Origin of the sequence: Gluconobacter japonicus (assembly GCF_015244665.1) — a bacterium.
Classification (GTDB): domain Bacteria; phylum Pseudomonadota; class Alphaproteobacteria; order Acetobacterales; family Acetobacteraceae; genus Gluconobacter; species Gluconobacter japonicus.
This window is the reverse complement of the sequence record NZ_JABCQN010000002.1, coordinates 478611-497815: the sequence shown is the minus strand read 5'-3', so window position 1 is coordinate 497815 and position 19205 is coordinate 478611. Positions and strand designations below refer to the sequence as shown.

The following is a 19205-nucleotide window of genomic DNA, read 5'->3' as shown; positions in this document are numbered from 1 at the left end:
GTTACAGCCCGTCCGTAATTGGGCCATCATCCAGAGCATAACCCGCCGCCCGAACGGTACGGACAAGATCAGGCTCATTCGGGCCATTGATGGCCTTGCGGAGACGTCGGATATGAACGTCGATCGTCCGAATTTCTACGTGGATGTTCTGCCCCCAGATCCGACGCAGCAGATCTTCACGGGAAAACACCTTGCGCGGATTACGGATCAGAAGATCTAACAGACGATACTCGGTTGGCCCCAAAGACAGCAGACGCCCCGCACGCTCCACACGATGCGTTTCAGGGTCAAGGGTAATATCCGCGAACGACAACACATCGTACGACGACTGGTGACGGCGAAGGAGCGCTCTGAGACGTGCATCCAGTGTATCGACACTGCAAGGCTTGACCAGATAGTCGTCAGCGCCAGTATCCAGTCCGCGGATAGCATCCTGTTCTCCGGAACGAGCCGTCAGCAGAAGAACGGGCAAATCCCGGAGCGCCGGATTGCTCCGGATACGTCGGCAGAGATCCAGACCGGAAAGGCCCGGCAGCATCCAATCCAGAACGGCTGCATCGGGGCGAGCCGTTTCCAGAAACTGAAGGGCCGTCTCCGCATCGGGAGCGGATTCAACACGATAGCCTCGCTGTTCGAGGTTATATCGCATCATGAGCAACAGGGCGGGATCATCCTCGACGACGAGGATGAGGCCCTTTGCTCGTACCTGCGTCGTCCCGCTCACCGGTCTGCTGGCTCGGCTGCGTTTTCAGCGGCTGCCGGACCACCGCGCGGACGCACAGCCGGCAGATTATCGCCCGTCACAGCATAAAAGACGCGCTCGGCAATATTGGTCGCATGATCGCCGATCCGTTCAAGATTCTTGGCGATGAACAGCAGTTCCGTGCAGGCCCGGATATTGCGGGGGTCTTCCATCATATACGTTACGAGTTCACGGAACAGCGCCGTGTAATACTCGTCCACGGCACGATCCGCATGCCAGACTTCCATAGCCCGGTTGGAATCCTGCTGCGTGATGGCATCAATGGATCGTCGCAGATTGTCCTGCACCAGACGCCCCATGCTGCGTAGCCCCGACAGGGAAATCTGGCCGTCAGAACCACGGATCCGCAGAGAACGACGCGCGATGGACGACGCATAATCGCCAATCCGCTCCAGATCACCCGTGATCTTCAGAGCTGCGACAATTTCACGAAGATCGCTCGCCATCGGGCTGCGCAGAGCCAGAAGACGGATGGCGAGGCTTTCGACATCGCGCTCCAGTCCATCCACGTCCGGGTCCTGACGGGCGGCGGCATCCGCTGCTTCCTCGTTCCGATCCGCGATAGCCGAGAGCGCGAGAGCGACCTGGTTTTCCACGATACCGCCCATCTGGGACATCATGGACCGGAGCTGACCCAGCTCCTGCTCGTAGCTTTTGACGATATGAGATCTGTCAGCCATGGCGGATTATCCAAATCTTCCGGTGATGTAGTCCTGGGTCTGCTGCTGGCGCGGATTCGTAAAGATACGATCCGCGGTATCCACTTCAATCAGACGGCCCATGTAGAAAAATGCAACCTGATCCGCACATCGTGCAGCCTGCTGCATGTTGTGAGTTACAATCGCGATTGTGAACTCTTCCTTGAGTTCGTCCAGAAGCTCCTCGATACGCGCGGTCGAAATCGGGTCCAGAGCGGATGTCGGTTCGTCGAGCAGAAGAACTTCCGGGCGCGTAGCAATCGAGCGTGCGATACACAGGCGTTGTTGCTGACCACCAGACAGACCGGCAGCCGGGGCGTTCAGACGATCCCGAACTTCGTTCCACAGCGCCACGCGTGTCAGAACATCCTGCACGCGCGCATCCATGTCAGCCTTGTTCAGACGTTCATGCAGACGCACGCCGAATGCGATATTGTCATAGATCGACATGGGAAACGGTGTTGGCTTCTGAAAAACCATACCGATCCGGGCCCGCAGGATATTCAGATCAAGGCCGGTCTCAAGGATATTCCGCCCGTCGAACAGGACTTCTCCCGTCGCCCGCTGCCCTGGGTAAAGGTCGTACATGCGGTTGAAGATCCGCAGCAGCGTGGACTTACCACAACCGCTGGGGCCAATCATCGCCGTGACCTTCCGGGCGGGAAAGTCGATGCTGATATCATGCAGGGCGTGATTCTGTCCGTAGTAGAAATTAAGGTTGCGAACAGCGAGGGCCACCTGCGGCTTGGTCTCGGTCATGTTGAAATCCTGTAAAATCATCCGCGACGGGCCGAAAGACGGACGGCAATATTGATGGCCAGAACACCCATGGTCACAAGCAGGGCACCCGCCCAGGCAAGTTGCACCCAGTCCTCATAAGAGGCTCCTGCATACTGGTAAATTGTCACCGGCAGGCTGGCCATGGGGCGGTTCAGACTGAAAGACCAGTTCTGGTTACCCAGAGACGTAAAGAGCAGCGGCGCCGTTTCACCGCTGACACGGGCCAGCGCCAGAAGAATACCGGTGAGAACACCCGTCTTGGCAGAACGCAGGCACAGAAACAGCGTTACGCGCCAGCGCGTCGCACCAAGAGCCGCACCGGCTTCCCGCATGGCAATCGGTACGAGGCGCAGCATGTCCTCAGTTGTCCGAACAATGATGGGAACCGCCAGAATGGCCAGAGCAACCGATCCAGCAAATGCCGAAAAGTGCCCAAACGGAGCAACAAGGATCTGATAGACGAACAACCCCACCAGAATGGAAGGAACCGACATCAGAACGTCTGAAACGAAGCGGACGCAGGATGCAAAACGGTTCTGGCGATTGCCATATTCCGAAAGATAGATCCCGCAACCCAGCCCCAGAGGCGTTGCGATCAGAAGCGCCAGAAACGTCTGGATAAGGCTACCGATAATGGCATTCGCCAAACCACCGCCAGAACCGGGCGGTCCCATGGGCTTCATAAGGGCTGCGGCAGAAAGACCAGTTACGCCCCGGGAGAGCAGCGTCCACAGAATGGACGTCAGAACCAGGACCAGAATACCGGCCGCAATCATTCCCAACAGGGTCGCCAGCTTATCCGTTCGACGGCGGCGCGCGCCGTTGGCGTTTGGTGCCCAGCCGCTGGAGGACGTCGTCATGTCGCTCATTTCCCGTCCTTCCGCAGCATACGCGCCAGAGACAGACTGGCGAACGACAGCAACATGAGAATGAACCCAAGAGCCAGAAGGGAAGAGAGTCTCAGAGACCCGGCCGGACTTTCCGGAAACTGAAGCGCAATCAGGGACGCTACTGTGCTGCGAGGCGCAAACAGCGACCATCCTACAGACGTTACGTTTCCGATCACGAACGTGACGGCCATGGTCTCACCCAGTGCACGCCCCATTCCCAGCACGGTCGCTCCAATCATGCCGGTCCGTGACCAGGGCACGACGACTTTCCACATGACGTCCCAGCGTGTGGCCCCCAGTCCGTAAGCGCTCTCGCGCAGCATTCCAGGCATAGCGCTGAATACATCACGCATCACGGCCGTCATGAACGGGGCGATCATCATCGCAAGGACGATGCCTGCAGTCATAAGGCCTGTTCCGAAGGGGGCACCATGGATCAGCAGGTTAATTCCCGGCACATGACGGAAATTGTGCATCATGAAGGGCTGAACATGCCGCGCCATGAATGGCACGATTGTGAAAAAGCCCCACATACCGAAAATAATGGATGGCACGGCAGCCAGAAGCTGAACCGCTGTACCAACAACCGCCGCAACTCTGGGAGGCGCAATGGCCGTGAGCCAGAAAGCCGTACCGAATGCGAGTGGCATGGCGATCAACACGCCGATCAGGGTGCTGACGATCGTGCCAAAAAGAGGTGCCCATGCACCGTAATCATTCGCAACCGGGTTCCACACATTCCGAAACGTGAAGCCAAGCCCGAATGTTCTGAAAGCTTCCTGTCCCCCCACACCCATCAGAAGGACCAGACCGCCCAGAGCGATAAGCACGATCAGAGAGCACCCTCCGACGATGGCCTGAAATGCGGTATCCGCACGGCTCCGCTTCTCCCTGGTTTCAGGAACGGAGACCTTGTCGGGCTGCCTGGCTGGGGCAAGTGTCATGCGTCAAAGGCTCTGGCTGTGATAACGGGTGCAAACTGGCGGCAGATGCCGCCACTTCCGTGCATTAGCCTTCTGGAACGGGAAGAACAACCGGCGCGGGCATCAGGGGGCATGAAAGATTTATGTCATGAGCGACACATTTTTTTCGATTCTTGATTTTGAGACACCCAAGACAGAGCAGAATAACTCATTTAAGGTTAATAAAAATTATCGCGCCGCCCTTATAGACTGAAACCGGCGCTGCTCGGGAGACAGAGTAAATGACGACAAAAGCCACTCCTCCTTCTCCACTTGCTGCTGCCAGCGTTTTCATTGGTCATTTCGACCAATTTGTTGAAGGACAAGCGCGAGGCTGGGTGATCGATACAAGGGGTGTTGGCGCAGCTCGCCTGCATGTTCTGATAGATCAGCAGGAAGTCATGCAGATTCTCTGTGACCAGGAACGCCCGGATGTGCAGGCTGCCCTGGGACTACCCATTTCAAATGTGGGTTTTGAATTTACCATTCCCGAGAAATTTATTGACGGAAAGCCGCATGAACTTTCCGTTCGTCTGCCGGATCGCTCTGTTCTTCCGCTGACACATCCGACAGACCCGGAAGCAGACCCTGTTCCAGTCATCAAATTTACACAGAAGTTCCAGCCCCAGTATCAAAGCTTTGTCGATGGCGTGAAACAGGGTGCCTTGCGCGGCTGGCTTCTGAAAGCGGAACGCCCCGGTGCAGAGATGCATGGCGGGTGCATGATTTCCGTCATGGTCGATGGAGTTCGCATCGCTCAGGCACGCGCGGATCGGTATCGTGGCGACGTCGCGGCCGTTCTGGGCTGTGACCCGAACTGCGGTTTCGAAATTCCCATTCCGCAGCGTCTTCGCGGCAGTACGCCTCGCCAGTTCAAAATTGTTACCCTGCCAGACAACACCGAACTCAACGGCAGCCCATTCGTCACTTCGCTGGCGGATGACGCGCTTGAGACCCGTCTGGTCGATCTCCTCGGCGTGATTGATGGACTACACCGCCAGCTTTCTGCGCTTCGACAGGAAGTGCGCGATCTGGTGCCACGTCGTGGCTATAATCTCGGCGACTACAATCGCTGGGCCCAGAAATATTACCCCCTTCTGCGTGAACGGACGGCTCGTCAGCGTCAACTGGAAGAAGGCAAGGGCTACGAGGAACCTCTGGTCTCCATTCTGTGCCCGACCTATCGCCCTCTGAAGAGCGATTTCGAGGCTGCCATCAATTCCGTTCTTTCCCAGACCTATCAGAACTGGGAACTGATTATTGTTGATGATGCTGGAAAATGTGCGCAGACAACGGCAATCATTAATGCGTTCTGCAAGGCGGATAAGCGGATCCGTGCTGTTCCCCTGAAAAAGAATGCCGGCATTTCAGGCGCAACCAATGCGGGAATGGACGCAGCACGCGGCAAATATGTCGTGTTCTTCGACCATGATGACCTCATGGTCGATGTTGCCGTGGAAGTCATGGTCCGCGCTGCCCGCGAAACGGGTGCACGCCTGCTGTATTCCGACGAAGACAAGATCGATCAGGCCGGGTACTTCCTGGAACCAAACCTCAAGCCCGATTTCAATTACCGCTATCTGCTCGGCTGTAACTACGTTTGCCATCTGACCATGGTGGAAGCCGACACCATGCGGGCCATCGGACACCTGAAGTCTGATTACGACGGCGCACAGGATCATGACTTCATCCTGCGGGCCACAGAAATCCTGAAGCCTTCCGAAATCCATCATGTTCCGGAAATCCTCTATCACTGGCGCAAGACACCCAATTCCACGGCCGTCAACGTCGCAAACAAGACCTACGCCATTGAAGCAGGTGTGCGTTGCGTTCACGATCATCTCAAACGGCGCGGCGTTAAGGCAAAGGTCTCGTCCATCCGTGGTCTGACGCTGTATGGCGTCCAGTGGCTCACACGAAAGACCCCCAAGGTCACGATCATCATCCCTTTCAAGGATCAGGTGGAAACCACACGTCAGTGCGTGGAGGCTCTGCTAACCAAGACGGCCTACAAGGCGTTCGACATCATTCTCGTCAACAACTGGTCCGTTGAAGACGAAACGGCTGCTTTCATTGAGGAAATGCAGGCTCATCCGAAGGTATCTGTGCTGACGGTTGAGGAGCCCTTCAACTACTCCCGCCTCAACAATCTGGCCGTAGAACAGACCAAGGCCGACTATCTGATGTTCATGAACAATGACGTGTTCGTGGAACATGAGGACTGGCTGCATATCGCCATCGGGGAAGCCCTGTCCGCTCCGGATGTTGGAGCTGTGGGCGCAAAACTGCTCTATCCGAACGATACCATCCAGCATGCTGGCGTGATCGTCGGACCCGCCGGCATTGGCGCGCATGTCCATCGTGGTGATCCGGTCTCTGAATATGGCTTTATTGGACGCACCATGCTGTCCCACGAAGTCACAGCCGTCACGGCAGCAGCAATGCTTGTTCGTGCCGACGTCTTCCGGGAAATCGGAGGCTTCGATGAGAAGGAACTGACCGTCGCCTATAACGACGTCGATCTATGCCTGAAGATTCGCGATGCCGGATACCGGATTATTTTCTGTGCGGAAATCGTGGCGTACCATCATGAAAGCCTGTCACGCGGCAGCGATGACCGTCCGGAACACGAAGCCCGGTTCTTCCATGAAACCCAGACGATGCTGGCCCGTTGGAGCAACAATCCACTTTTCGAACGCGACCCGGCTTACCCACGCTACTTCACAGTAGACCACCAGCCGTTCTTCGATCTCGTGGATCCGGAAACACTGTGAAACCCATTTGGGAGTTCTGCGTTTCTGGATAACGAACCTGTTACAGGAGACTTATCGTGGCTACCAAGTCCAACCGTCATGTCACGCAGAACAACACGGCAGACAACACCAAGAGCGTCTCCATCGAGACGCTCAATGCCCGGCTGGCAGACCTGATTGATCTCGCCTTGATCACGAAGCAGGCTCATTGGAATCTTAAGGGCCCACAGTTCATCGGTGTTCATGAAATGCTGGATGGCTTCCGCGCCAGCATTGATGACTTTGTCGATACGACAGCAGAGCGCGCCACCCAACTTGGCGGTACAGCCTATGGCACAGTGCAGGCTGTTGCGAAGAACAGCAACTGCACCCCTTATCCGACCGATATCTATCGTGTCGCGGACCATATCGCTGCACTAATCGACCGCTATGCAACTGTTGCCAACAATGTCCGTGAAGCCATCAAGATTACGGATGAAGCAGGTGACGACGATACTGCTGATCTGTTCACGGAAGTGTCCCGTGGTCTCGACAAGCACCTTTGGTTCCTTGAAGCCCATGTTCAGGAGCCAACAGGTCAGATGCGCGACGGAGACCACGACGGCAAACGTAGCTGATTAGCTACTACCGGCCAGAAACAGAAAAACGGGGCAGTTATCTGCCCCGTTTTTTTATATGCATTCCAAGTGAAAGTTTCTTCGCTTCTTCAAAGGCAGCGCGCCAGATGCTCTCGCGCAAACCGGAAAGCGTCTTCATCCAGAAGCACGGAGTCCTGAGGCATTCCATCTGAAATTTCAGCCGGATTCTGAGACGCCTCTATCACTCTCACTGGCGTCAGAAGCCCTTTAAGAGCCAGCTCCACAAACATCCGATACTCTTCGAACCTCAGGGGAAAGGGTATCTGACCTCTTTGGCGCTGAACAATCCATGAAGCCGTCAGGGTCTGGAGGCTGCCCCATTCTAAGACCAGCTCTCCAACGGCACGTTGCTTCAGCGTTTCAATACTCGCCTTCGCAAGGACTTCGATATCTTCGTCCGTCAAGCGCCGTGGCGGTAAGGAAACCTCTTTCTTCACCACCCAGGACTGTACGATGTCACGCAAGCCGGGAAGTATTTCGAAAGACATTCGGACCGCTCCTGTCACATCCGCCTGCGTAGCGCAGATGTTTCTGTAACTCTCTATGGCAGGAAGGTTATCATACCTGCCAGTGTCATGGAACGTGACTTTATCCATGCCTTTGCCACAACTTCACAGTCACGGCAGAAGGTGTATTGACCACAAACCGTCAGAGCCTGTTCTGACTCACGACATCCCGGACCAAGGCATCATATCGTTGCAGATAATCCTTCAAAGACAGTTCGGCTTCTGCATATCCTCTGGCTCCCTGCCCCAGACGACGCGCCTGTTTGCGATCTTCAAGCAGTTCAAGAACGGTCTCAGCAATCCGATCCGGTTCAAGAAATGGCACCAGACGGCCCGTAACTCCATCTGTAATAAATTCACTGACCGGGGCCGTATCGCTGCCAATAATCGGGCATCCCGTCGCCATGGCTTCGCGCAGAGACCAGGAAGCCACGAAAGGATAAGTCAGGTACAGATGAGCATCTGATCTTTTGAGCAGATTACGGAAATCATCATAGGCAACCTTACCGACGAAATGAATCCGACTGAGATCCAACTTGTCTTCCAGTTCCTTGAGCATGATGTCTTTCCAGCTTCCGCGATCCGGAGGCGGCGCACCGTAACTGACCTGATCCCCCCCGACCAGAATGACCTGCGCGTCCTTTCGCTCATCCAGAATACGCGGCAAGGCGCGCATGACGCTATGAAAACCACGATAAGGTTCAAGGTTACGCGCAACATATGTCACAAGCGCATCACGCGGTGAAATCTTTACACCGTTGATAACGAGGTTCCGTCGACGCGCCTGAGCATCAGGCTGACACAGCTCGAGATTTACGCCTTCTCGGAGGAGAGAGATCCTGTCCTGCGCCCAGCCGGGATAGGTAGATTTCTGAAACTGCGTTGGGGTCTGCCCATAACCATTTGGCAAGGAAAGCGCCTGAAGATTTATGGCATTTTTCACTCGGACAGCCGCCGCCAAATCCGGACTAGGAGGAAATTCCGGATCGAACCCTACGTCATTCCGATCAGTATGATAGAAAAATTCAAAATATCCCAAAATAGGACAGCCAGGGAAAACATCCACAAGATTCAGCAGTTCACCCCAGCCATGATGACCGATGATGATATCCGGGACATAGCCAAGCCCCTTGAGCGTCTTGGCAGCCGTCGCAACGGCCTCCGCCCTCAGGAGCCCATATTCAAATTCGCGCAGATGCGGGTGCGTGGCGGATGAGGGCAGACGCGGGACACGATAAACAGCGCGCCTGACACCAGGAATTTCGCCTGCGTTTGCCTCAGAAATAAAGACAATTTCATGCCCACCCTGCTCATGAAGATGGCGCACGAAATGCAGAAACTGACCGGGAAAATTCTGATGGACAAAAAGATACCGCACACCAAATCCCGGTCATTCAAAAAGGGCTGAAGGCAGAGTTGAAACATAACGGCGCTTCAACTCCGATTTGATATTTGAAAGCTGGCTTCCCGTTCAGGCAGCCAGCTTTCATTCGTCATCAGTCTGCAGCGTCAGCCTTAGACTTCGCAGCGGCTTTTACAGACTTCGCACGAGGGCGTTTGGCGGCCGGTGCTTCAGCGCCTGCATTCGGAATGATTTCCAGAAGGAAAGCCTCAAGCGGAGCAAGGCTCTCTGCTTCCAGAGCATCCGTCCCATCAAGCGGGCCAAGGCGTGAGCCGTCCGTAAAGGTGGAGGAAAGACGGATATGATGTGTTTCTGCCGATGCTCCCTTCAGACGAACCCGCAGACCGAGAATGGGAAGCGCCATACCGCGCGAGCCACAATACTGGCCGCCCTCAGACCAGGGCGAGAGCCACCCCTTCCCCAGAACAGCCTGATATTCGATATCGGAAGCAGGAATGCTGTTTTTCGGAGCGATGGCAAAACCTTCGATCCAGGACTGGCTGCCCGGTGTTCCCATCCATTCGCCGATAGGAGCCGCAACATCGCCGACCCGCTGGACATGGGCAGAAATTTCAGCCGCTTCGATGGGCAGAGGCGCTGCTTTCTGCGCAGGCTGCGCGACAGCGACCGACGCCGGACTGACCGAGGTTGGACCTGCAAGCTGTGCGACCTGAAGCTTGGGAGCGTCGTGGGGGCTACCCGGCTCCTGATAGGTGGTTACCAAAACAGCTGCCGGCCCGCGGGTAACACGCACCAGAGCAGCGCCATTGGCACCACCAATCCAGCCATCTTCCTCGAATGTACTAACGGTCACAATGCCCGGAGGCGTCCCGGGAGCACGGGAAATCCGAATACCTGGAAGCCCGGAGGGCCCTGGGTCCTGCTGTCCCGCGGCATGAAAAATGCAGAAAATTCCCGCATCGAGAACCATCATGTGAGCGCCAGACTTGAGGTCAATCACCCGGTTCTGCGTTGGTGCTTCAGCCGTCTTTGACATTCCCTACTCCACTTGTTCCCGCATAACGGGAGGAAAAACTTTTCAAGCCCAGCGGCTATAGCAGCCAGTTCAAGACAGGCATTGTTTGCGGGTTATATTTACCCGTTCCAGTCGAAGCGTAAACCCCGTTCACTTCAACTTACCGGCCCCCAGCGACGCAAAATAAATCGAACAAGAAATTCAACAGGCATTCCCAGTGGAACAACTGCGCCCCGATCACTACAACGCACCCGCTCCGATTGCGCTCCAATGTCAAAGCACAAAACTTCGAGCCCGCTTTTCCACAATATTCCAAGAGCATAACACCAGGTTTCCGGTGCAACGGAAGGAATAAATCCAATATCGGCGCTCTGTTCGCGAATCAGGCCCAGAACTTCGTCTTCCTGATATTCTCCTGTGACCTTAACTCCGGCGGCAATCAGGGTTTCATCATCGGGCGTATGTCCGACCAACACAAGCTCGACTGGAAGAGACATGGCCCTGATGCATTGCGCCATAGACAGGAGAACGTCATATCCCTTCCAACGGCTCAGCCCTCCAACAACACAAATCCGCAAGGCACGGCCCGAAATAACGCCTGTTCGTCCTGAAACATTTGACAAAAGAACGGCATCATCTTCCAGCGGAACAGGCAGAAAGCTGGTCTGTGGAAAATGCCGCGTCATTCTCTGTGCGGTATCACGAGAAGGCACCATCACCGTACCGGCCTGCCTGAATTCGCGTTGGGAGCGACTGATAAGATCCGGGACCGCCAGATCCTCTCCCAGATAACCGCCCCACGTCGCGATACAGGCCTCACAGCCTGCCACATCCGGCTCACCACAATAGCGGCCATTTCCATCCAGAAGAGAAATACGAGGGCAAAACCAGATATAGTCGTGCACAAACACATCATAGGGGACACAAAGATCTTCATGGAGTGTTCGAACACAGGGCGCATGGCCTACGAGATGATGCCACTCGATGCGACAAATTTTCAGCCGTAACAGTGCTGCGACCAGAAGAGGCAATTCCTCGGGAAGGGTAAACTTCAGGTTCGGGGCGAAGTTTTTCTCCCCCATTGGCCATTCAAGTTTACATCCCAGAGATGTTGGCCGAAGCGTCAGGGCCAAAAAACCCTGCTGCTCAAAAGACTGGACACGCTCCAGCACGACACGCCCTACACCCCCGCCTGCATCATGCTGAACCAACAGCATGGAAGAACGTCCTTGGCGTTGTTCGTCTATCCGGGACATATCCAGTTGCCGCCGGAACTGCCCGAGGGGATCCCTCTCTATAAACGCTGCGACTTCTGCATCGTACCCGGGATGCAAGGCATTCAGGATTTCCAGATTTCGCCCCATCAGGGCCTTACGGCTGCTTCCAAACGACGTTGACCCTGTATGCGCCACATACACATCCGGTGCAGGAAAGTGACGATATCCCTGCGCAGAGGCCCGAAGACAGAAATCATTCTCCTCGCCATAGCCCTGTGCAAACAGGTCTTCCCTGAAAAAACCCGTCTCAGCCAGACATTCGGCGGTTATCGCCATGCAGAAACCATTTCCGGTTGGCAAATCGATACACGCGTCTTCCTGTGAAAACAGAGCCTGGCACAGAACATCCAGTTTCCGTGTGCCCGATCCATCAGGCACCATGTTTTCAGTGTCCACCGAAGGATAGGACAGGATGCTCGCATCATTGGAAAAAGGCGTTACGGTTCCCACATCTGTAAAAGCCAGCCGCGCCCGTAACCGCTCAATCCACCCTGAACACACAAGTGTATCACTGTTCAGAAGAATAACGTCCCGCCCTGCCGCAAGGCGCATACCGTCATTCGCAGACGCCGGGAATCCCTGATTGGACTCATGTCGGACAAGCGTAATTTTGCCGTCCTGCGCCAGCATATCCAGAAAGTTTGCCAGCTTTGGCTCTGGCGTTGCATCATCCACAACGATGATTTCGATACCCGGCGGGACCGTTGCCAACACACTGCGCAAACAGGCCTTGCTTCCTGCCAGATCACGATACACCGGAATAACAACAACACACCCGGAACTGCCTCTGGGCCTTCTCGGTCTATGAGGCCATGCTTCCACATGAACAGGGCGCAGACGTTCTGGCAGCCTGCCACGCTTAGAAACCAGTCGGCCGACCATGGGATCAATCGGCGCTCCCACAAGAGGCCGCCCGTGCTCATCTCTTAAAAGGAGCGCCCCACAATCGCCTTTCGGCAAACAGTTTTTCTCAAGGCGAAAAGAACGCGGCCGCGACAAAGGGACATCACTGTCTACATCAGCCGCAAACTCCGGAACTGACAGACTGCGATCATCCCACAACGTCACGGAGGGAACATGGTCTGGTTCTGCAGGGTACCAGAGCCATCCCTCAAGTCCCTTGCCCGTCGCACGCACAAGCGATTCACAGCGTATGAGCGCCTGCACATCAATCGGGCTTCCAAGTACATGCTGGCGGCCTGCCCGAACCTCAAGACGTGCGGCCTTCTGCCAACCGTCCGGAAGCTTATAGCGTCCGCAGAGACCTCGTCCCGCTTCGACACCATCCAGTAGCACCCGGATGCTGCCAGTCGCCTCCACTTCCACCCAGCCGGCATTGGACGCCGTACACCATCCTGGCTTCCCTGCACTTTTGGAGAGCTGGCTCGCCAGCTGCCGAAGTTCAGGTAGAATATGAAATTTCGATAATGCCGTTCCTAGCCTCGAAGAGGCCTGCGCCGTCTCATTCAATCGAACAAGACAGACAACAGACAGAAACGCTGCTTCCCGCAAACCATATGTCTGGTAAAGCCGCTCCATCCGTTCCAGACAACTCTGAACGCGACCAATATTCAGAAACGCGATGGCCAGCGCCCAGATAACATTCGGGCTCTGACGCGCCATTCTTTCGGCACGCTCCAGCCAGAAAATACCGTCCTGCAGGCGCCCAGCCTGTATGGCCTCCTGTCCGCGCTGAAAAGCTACCTGCGCGCGAGCGTTCATCACGTCCCGCCATGCCGCTCGATCTTCCGGAGTTACGACATGACCGTATCCTCCGAAGGCAGCTCTGGACGTTGTTCCCGTAAGATCAGGATTGCTATCGGACGTCACGCCGATCAATCGTCCTCGTCAGGCTGGGCCGCATCAAGATTGATGAGTTCGGCCTCAGCATCCGCAATCCCCTGGGCTTTCGCATGCTCCAGCCATTTCCGGCCTTCCTGCAGATCCGTCACCCCTGCCAGACCGCGGATCAGATACCGCCCCAACATAAGTTGGGCCAGACCATTCCCAAGCTGGGCCGCCTTCATGAACCACTTCTGAGCTTCAACGCGATTTTCCGGCACATCATGTCCGCCGCCATACATGGCTGCGAGCGAGAACATCGCATCCACGTTTCCGCTTTCTGCGGCGGCACGATAAAGCTCCATTGCACGACCATGATCTTTGCGGCCATTGATCTGCCCCGTGACGAGAAGCTGCCCGACGGCAACCTGGGCCTCTCCCATTCCGGCCTCTGCGGCCTTTTCCATCCAGTGCATGGCCTGGATTGGATCGGCGTGTACACCGCGCCCCTCCAGTAGCATTTTACCGTACCAGAACTGGGCGTTCACAACGCCATCTGCGGCCTTCTGCATCCAGCGGGCTGCTTCCCGACTGTCGACCGTACCGCCGACACCCTGATCGAAGCACACACCAAGATTGAAAGCCCCAACCAAGTCCCCACGTTCGGCAGCACGCTCGAAACGCTCTTTCAGGGCCTGTTTCTCATCATCCGTTGCAGAAGCTCCTGTCAGAATCAGATTGCCGAAATCGGCATCCGCATGACGGTCTCCGGCTTCTGACGCAACCTGGAACCAATGGGTCGCCACATCCGGGTCACGGTGGACACCATTTCCCGTCAGATAAAGCAGCCCCAATGCTCGCGCTGCACCACCATGTTTCTGCTCTGCAGCCAGGCGATACCAGTTTGCCGCTTCCATCAGATTGGGGGGAAGCTCACCACCCTGGGCATAAAGATCCCCTAGCAGCGCAGCTGATTCCGCATCCCCGTTCAGGGCAGCCCGTCGCAGCCAGGTTTCGGCACGACCATAATGCTGCTCAATCCCGACGCCTTCCAGCAGGAAAAGGCCATAGCGGGCCTGTGCACCCACAATATTCCGTTCTGCCGCCTGCTGATAATATCGTGCGGCAGCTCCCATGTCCCGAGGAACACCAGCACCGGCCTCGCTCATGCGCCCAAGAATATCGAAGGCTGTCCCCAGCCCACCCTTGGTCGCTTCTTTCAGATGATGAGCCGCAAGGGTTCTAGCCTCATCTGTTTCGGCCTGATGGAGAATGGCCAACGCCAGACCAAGATGCCCCTGCGAACATCCCGCAGCAGCCGATCGTTCATACCAGGCTCGCGCTTGAACAGCATCCCGCAGATCCTCGGGGCCATTAGTGAGAATATAGCCAAGAAGGGCCTGCGCATCGGCAGATCCTGCATTGGCAGCAATCTGTCCCCAATGAAACCCTTTGTGAAAATCAGGGTGTCGCGTTCCCAAAGTCGGGGGAGCTGCAAGATCAAACGTTGCCGCCGTTTTGCGGATTTCAAAACCTTCAGGAAATCCGATCGTATAGAGCGTTGCCAGAACAAAGGCAGCTTCAACATGGCCTGCTTTTGCAGCACCAAGCATCCAGTATGCGCCTTCCTCGAGGCTGGGCGGAACTCCTGTCCCATCAAGATAAGCCCGCCCGATGCGGAAAGACGCTTCCGTATCGCCCGCGATAGCCAGACGGCTGAGAAGTGCGAACCCCCGAACGGAATCGCCTGCTTCCATCAGCCGAACGCCTTCCTCCACTTTCCCTTTTGAAGAAAGAAGAGACGCAATGCGACGCTTGAATGTCATGGTTTCAATCCCGGTCCGATAGAAGTGAAAAACGCCCGGAGAGCCCGGGCGTTCTCTGGCCTTACGGCTCTCTCATACCGTTCGTCAGGGCCGGAGCAACCCGCCCGAAGAGATACTTCAGGATTGTCCGCTGGCCAACGTCAATATCTGCTGTTGCCGGCATACCGGGCGTAGGATGGAAGAAGTCCGGCTGTCCGTGGAGTGTGTAACGATCAATCCTTAGGCGGACACGATAGTACACTGATCCGTCTGGGCCTCCTGCTACCGCACTATTGTCTCCAGGATTGCTCCCATCAGATTTTTCAAAAGAGTCTGCGCTGATAACATGCACTGTTGCTTCAGCACCGCCGTACTGATTGTACTGAAACGCTGCAAATTTCACGATCGCATGATCTCCAATTTTCACGAAAGCCGCATCGCTGGCTTTCATGACAGCTTCCATCTCCACACCGGAACCTGTCGGAACCAGTGTCATGAACTGACCGGCTGACTGCAGGACAGAACCGATTGAAGCCTTGGCAATCGTGAGAACAATACCGTCTTCCGGAGCCTTGAGCAGAATAAGATCCTGACGCAGACGCGCCTTCTCATATGAACTGCGATATTCATCCAGATGATGCTGGGTTTCCGTCAGGTTCGTGTAAACCTGAGCTTTCCAGTTCTCGATATAGCTGTCACGTTCAGCTTTCATGGCCGCTATCTTGCTTTCAGCAGAGTTTGCACTCTGCTGTGCAGAGATTTCTGCACGCTCAGCTTCCATCATATCATTCTGGGCTGCGAGCGTAGAGAGACGTGATCCGACCTGATCAGCCTGTTCATGCTGACGCATTTTAAGAACTTCAGAAGCAACACGCATCTTGCTGGCATACATGGCCGCATTGGCCCGATACCCTTGCAGATCGCTTTCCAGACCAGCCAACTGCTGATTATAATTCTGGACCCGCGCACGATATTCACTCCGCCGCCGCAGGAAAGCAGCCCCCTGCTGAACAGATGCGGGATTGGATGTATCAGGCACATAGTCATTGTCGTCAGCTTCCGCTTTCAGACGGTCAAGTTCAGCCTGATAGGCATCCCGCTGCAGACCCATGTTCGTGATGTCGGCTTCTGTAATGGTCGGATCAAGATGCGCAAGCACCTGTCCCTTCTTCACGAAGTCGCCCACATGCACATCGATGGAACGAACAATCGATGTTTCCAGTGGCTGCACGACAATGGTGGGCTGCGTAGACGTCAGACGTCCTGTCGTGCTGACAACACGATTGATTGGGAAAAATGCCATTCCTGCCAGACAGGCCAGAAACAGACATCCAATCAGCCAGACCACGTAACGCGCAGAAGGCGTGGCAGGCAGATTAACCAGCCCTGCTGTCGGGGAATGGAATTCCAGCAGGGCAATGGGCATATCCTGCGGCGCAAACGGATCCGTCGCGGCACGCGGTACATGGCTGTTGAAGTTCTCGTGACCATTCTCTTCTGGAGCCTGACCATTCTGCGGAATCATGTCGGAGGAGCTCATGTCTTATTCTCCTTCGGTCAGTTGGCTGGACTCGCCAGAGGCGCCCGCAGAATTGAGATGTCGATTCTGCTGTAGCCACAACGTCCGGTAGATCTCACAGCGTTCCAGCAGAACATGATGCGGTGCGATATCCACAAGCTTACCCTGGTCCATCACGGCAATCTGATGACAATCCACCAGCGAGGACAGACGGTGAGAAACGATCACCATCGTTCTTCCCTTGCCAATCCGCTGAAGATTGGCGTTCACCAAAGCTTCGGACTCAGGATCAAGAGCGGACGTTGCTTCATCAAGAATCATCAGCTTCGGATCACTGATGACGGCACGCGCAATGGCCAGACGCTGACGCTGACCACCCGAAATGTTGGTCGACCCTTCCTCAATGAAAGTATCGTATCCGGCAGGCATCCGTTCGATGAATTCTTCAGCCCCCGCCAACCTTGCAGCGCGAATGGCGTCATCAATGGTCAGTCCAGGACGTCCCGCGGTAATATTGTCCTTGACTGTACCACGGAACAGGAAGTTGTCCTGCAACACCACACCAAAAGAGCGACGCAAATGAGTCAGGTTGATCTCACGCAGATCCACCCCGTCCAGACGAAGATAACCCGTATAGTTGCGGCTGACACCCTGAAGAAGGCGTGTAACAGTCGACTTACCGGAACCAGACCGCCCCACCAATCCCAGCATCGTTCCTGCCGGCACTTCAAAACTGACGTTATTCAGAGCTTTCGTGGAAGAACCCGGGTAAGAGAAGTTTACATCCCTGAAAGACAAAGCCCCTTTGATCGGCGGCCGCATTCCGGTGGTAAGCGCTTTTGTTTCTGTTGGCTGGTTCAGCACAGCGCCTGCCTCACTCAGTGACACCGTCACTTCATTCACAGCCTCCATCAGCCTTGCCAACCCAACCAGCGGCTGGGCCACACGACCACCTAGCATCATGAAGCCCGCCAGCGCGCCAGCCTGCATATTGCTGGCGTTCGTCAGCACCAGATAAGCACCGACAAGAATGACGCCACGACTGATGAAGGCATCGAAAGGCATCACGAGGGTCTGAGGCCAGTTGGACATGCGCCCAGCAGCCAGTTTCCACCGAACCACTTCCGCCGTTTTCTCATCCCATTCTTCACGACGGGTTGGCTCAAGCGCCAGTGTCTTGACAGTTCGAATACCAGCGACTGTTTCGTAAAGGGTTGAGCCGCGGTTCATTTCCGCCCGAACCTGACGTCCCATGATACGGGTCAGAATAGGCAGGAAGATAACGACGACCAACCCGATACAGCCAGCCCCGGCAAGCGTCATCCAGGCAAGTGTCGGACTGAGTACGAAAAGAATTGGCAGCACGACAACAAGTGTAAACAGATCCAGAAGGGTACTCATCAACTGGCCAGTGAGAAAGTCACGGACCTTGAAGATCGCCATAAAGCGACCCAGAATTTCGCCTGTCTGTTGCCGCTCATAGAATTCGAGTGGAAGGGCAAGCAGGCGGTTAAAGGCATGCAACGAAATTCTCGCGTCCAACCGGGTCGACAAGACCAGCGAAAGCTCTCGTCGGGCGTAACTCAGGAGAACTTCATAGAACGTCAGAATAACAACGAAAGCCGTTAGAGAAACCAGTGTCGCCATCGAGTGGTAATTCACCACCCTGTCCAGCACCTGCATCACGATCAGGGCGGGAAAAACCTGAAGAATACTGAGTACCATGGAAGAGAAAGCAATATCCCGGAGAATATACTTCTCTCGCATGGTCATCTTGGCAAACCAAAGCAGGTCAAACCGCGCATCAGCTTCAGACTCGTTGATGCGCCTCTTCACCAGAAGCACATCCCCAGTCCAGACCTGGGAAAGACGCAGTTCATCAACGGGAACAGGCGCATCCCCTTCGCCACCCATCGGATCCCGGAGCCAGACAATGCCCTTGTCCGCATTCGCCGAGACCATAAGTCCCGCAGAGCCGTCTTTGAACATCAGAACAACAGGCGGGGTATTCCGAAGACGGATCAGGTAGCGCCACCGGAGACGCATTCCCTTGGCCACAACACCCTGCGATGTCAGCCAACGTGCCAGAGACGCAGGAGAAGGCGAGGATTCACCCGGCTCGGCCGCAAAGTCGCGGATATCAAGCTCAACCCCGTGAAAACGGGCAGCAGCCATGGTTGCATATAGTCGGATGACTGCCGGGCTTACGTCCCTTCCGGGGCCAGACACGCGCTGGGTTTGCTCCACGAAATGTCCTCTATGCTGTGGTCCCGCACAGGCGGCATCAAAGGCAGAAACGCCCGTTCATATTTCATGAATAGAGAATACTATCTTTTCCGTCACCTCCCCCTTTCTCCCTGAAGAAAAAATCTTTTCAAAAAGAAAAGTCACTTCCTTCCAAAACTTGTTTCTTTTCGAAGAAACACCAACACGAAACTCTGTGGAGAGATGTCT

General features: G+C 55.5%; 14 protein-coding genes. 2 read left to right on the top strand and 12 right to left on the bottom strand.

Annotation, left to right across the window (positions count from 1 at the left end):
- Position 1: 1 nt before the first annotated feature.
- Genes HKD32_RS05700 through pstC form a run of 5 tightly spaced genes read right to left on the bottom strand, consistent with a single transcriptional unit; the run spans position 2 to position 4075 of the window.
- On the bottom strand, positions 2-724 hold the full coding sequence (locus HKD32_RS05700; protein ID WP_010504095.1) for a response regulator: 723 nt from the start codon (positions 722-724) through the stop codon (positions 2-4).
- The gene (gene phoU / locus HKD32_RS05695; RefSeq protein ID WP_010504096.1) at positions 721-1443 is read right to left on the bottom strand and encodes a phosphate signaling complex protein PhoU; all 723 of its coding nucleotides are present in this window, start codon (positions 1441-1443) and stop codon (positions 721-723) included. Before phoU ends, HKD32_RS05700 begins: the two co-directional genes overlap by 4 nt.
- Before the next feature lie 6 nt (positions 1444-1449).
- Positions 1450-2220 carry a phosphate ABC transporter ATP-binding protein PstB gene (gene pstB / locus HKD32_RS05690; RefSeq protein ID WP_010504097.1) on the bottom strand — a complete coding sequence of 257 codons (771 nt, stop codon included), beginning with the start codon at positions 2218-2220 and terminating at the stop codon, positions 1450-1452.
- 17 nt (positions 2221-2237) lie between these two features.
- Positions 2238-3110 carry a phosphate ABC transporter permease PstA gene (gene pstA / locus HKD32_RS05685; RefSeq protein ID WP_010504098.1) on the bottom strand — a complete coding sequence of 291 codons (873 nt, stop codon included), beginning with the start codon at positions 3108-3110 and terminating at the stop codon, positions 2238-2240.
- Positions 3107-4075 (bottom strand): phosphate ABC transporter permease subunit PstC, encoded by a 969-nt coding sequence (pstC, locus tag HKD32_RS05680; RefSeq protein ID WP_010504100.1) that lies wholly within the window; start codon positions 4073-4075, stop codon positions 3107-3109. The genes pstA and pstC overlap by 4 nt, the downstream gene beginning before the upstream one ends.
- 260 nt (positions 4076-4335) lie before the next feature.
- Here pstC and HKD32_RS05675 point away from each other — a divergent pair, with 260 nt between their 5' ends.
- Positions 4336-6867 carry a glycosyltransferase family 2 protein gene (locus HKD32_RS05675; RefSeq protein WP_010504101.1) on the top strand — a complete coding sequence of 844 codons (2532 nt, stop codon included), beginning with the start codon at positions 4336-4338 and terminating at the stop codon, positions 6865-6867.
- A gap of 56 nt (positions 6868-6923) precedes the next feature.
- Positions 6924-7463, top strand: coding sequence for a DNA starvation/stationary phase protection protein Dps (gene dps, locus HKD32_RS05670; protein ID WP_010504102.1), 540 nt, complete (start codon positions 6924-6926; stop codon positions 7461-7463).
- A gap of 89 nt (positions 7464-7552) precedes the next feature.
- Here the strand turns inward: dps and HKD32_RS05665 are convergent, their stop codons facing one another.
- The 7 genes from HKD32_RS05665 to HKD32_RS05635 form a co-directional block, all read right to left on the bottom strand.
- Entirely contained in the window at positions 7553-7972 is a 420-nt protein-coding gene (locus HKD32_RS05665) for a hypothetical protein (protein WP_061931965.1), read from the bottom strand.
- Between the two features lie 160 nt (positions 7973-8132).
- On the bottom strand, positions 8133-9368 hold the full coding sequence (locus tag HKD32_RS05660; RefSeq protein WP_061931963.1) for a glycosyltransferase family 4 protein: 1236 nt from the start codon (positions 9366-9368) through the stop codon (positions 8133-8135).
- 118 nt (positions 9369-9486) lie between these two features.
- The gene (locus HKD32_RS05655; RefSeq protein ID WP_061931961.1) at positions 9487-10389 is read right to left on the bottom strand and encodes a hypothetical protein; all 903 of its coding nucleotides are present in this window, start codon (positions 10387-10389) and stop codon (positions 9487-9489) included.
- Between the two features lie 134 nt (positions 10390-10523).
- A complete protein-coding gene (locus tag HKD32_RS05650; protein ID WP_062025777.1) occupies positions 10524-13484 on the bottom strand; it encodes a glycosyltransferase in 2961 nt (986 codons plus the stop codon).
- Positions 13481-15253, bottom strand: a complete 1773-nt coding sequence (locus HKD32_RS05645) for a tetratricopeptide repeat protein (RefSeq protein ID WP_194257674.1) — start codon at positions 15251-15253, stop codon at positions 13481-13483. The genes HKD32_RS05650 and HKD32_RS05645 overlap by 4 nt, the downstream gene beginning before the upstream one ends.
- Before the next feature lie 61 nt (positions 15254-15314).
- Positions 15315-16772, bottom strand: coding sequence for an HlyD family type I secretion periplasmic adaptor subunit (locus tag HKD32_RS05640; protein ID WP_194257673.1), 1458 nt, complete (start codon positions 16770-16772; stop codon positions 15315-15317).
- A 3-nt stretch (positions 16773-16775) separates the two neighbouring features.
- Positions 16776-18926, bottom strand: a complete 2151-nt coding sequence (locus tag HKD32_RS05635) for a peptidase domain-containing ABC transporter (RefSeq protein WP_062025773.1) — start codon at positions 18924-18926, stop codon at positions 16776-16778.
- Between the last annotated feature and the right edge of the window lie 279 nt (positions 18927-19205).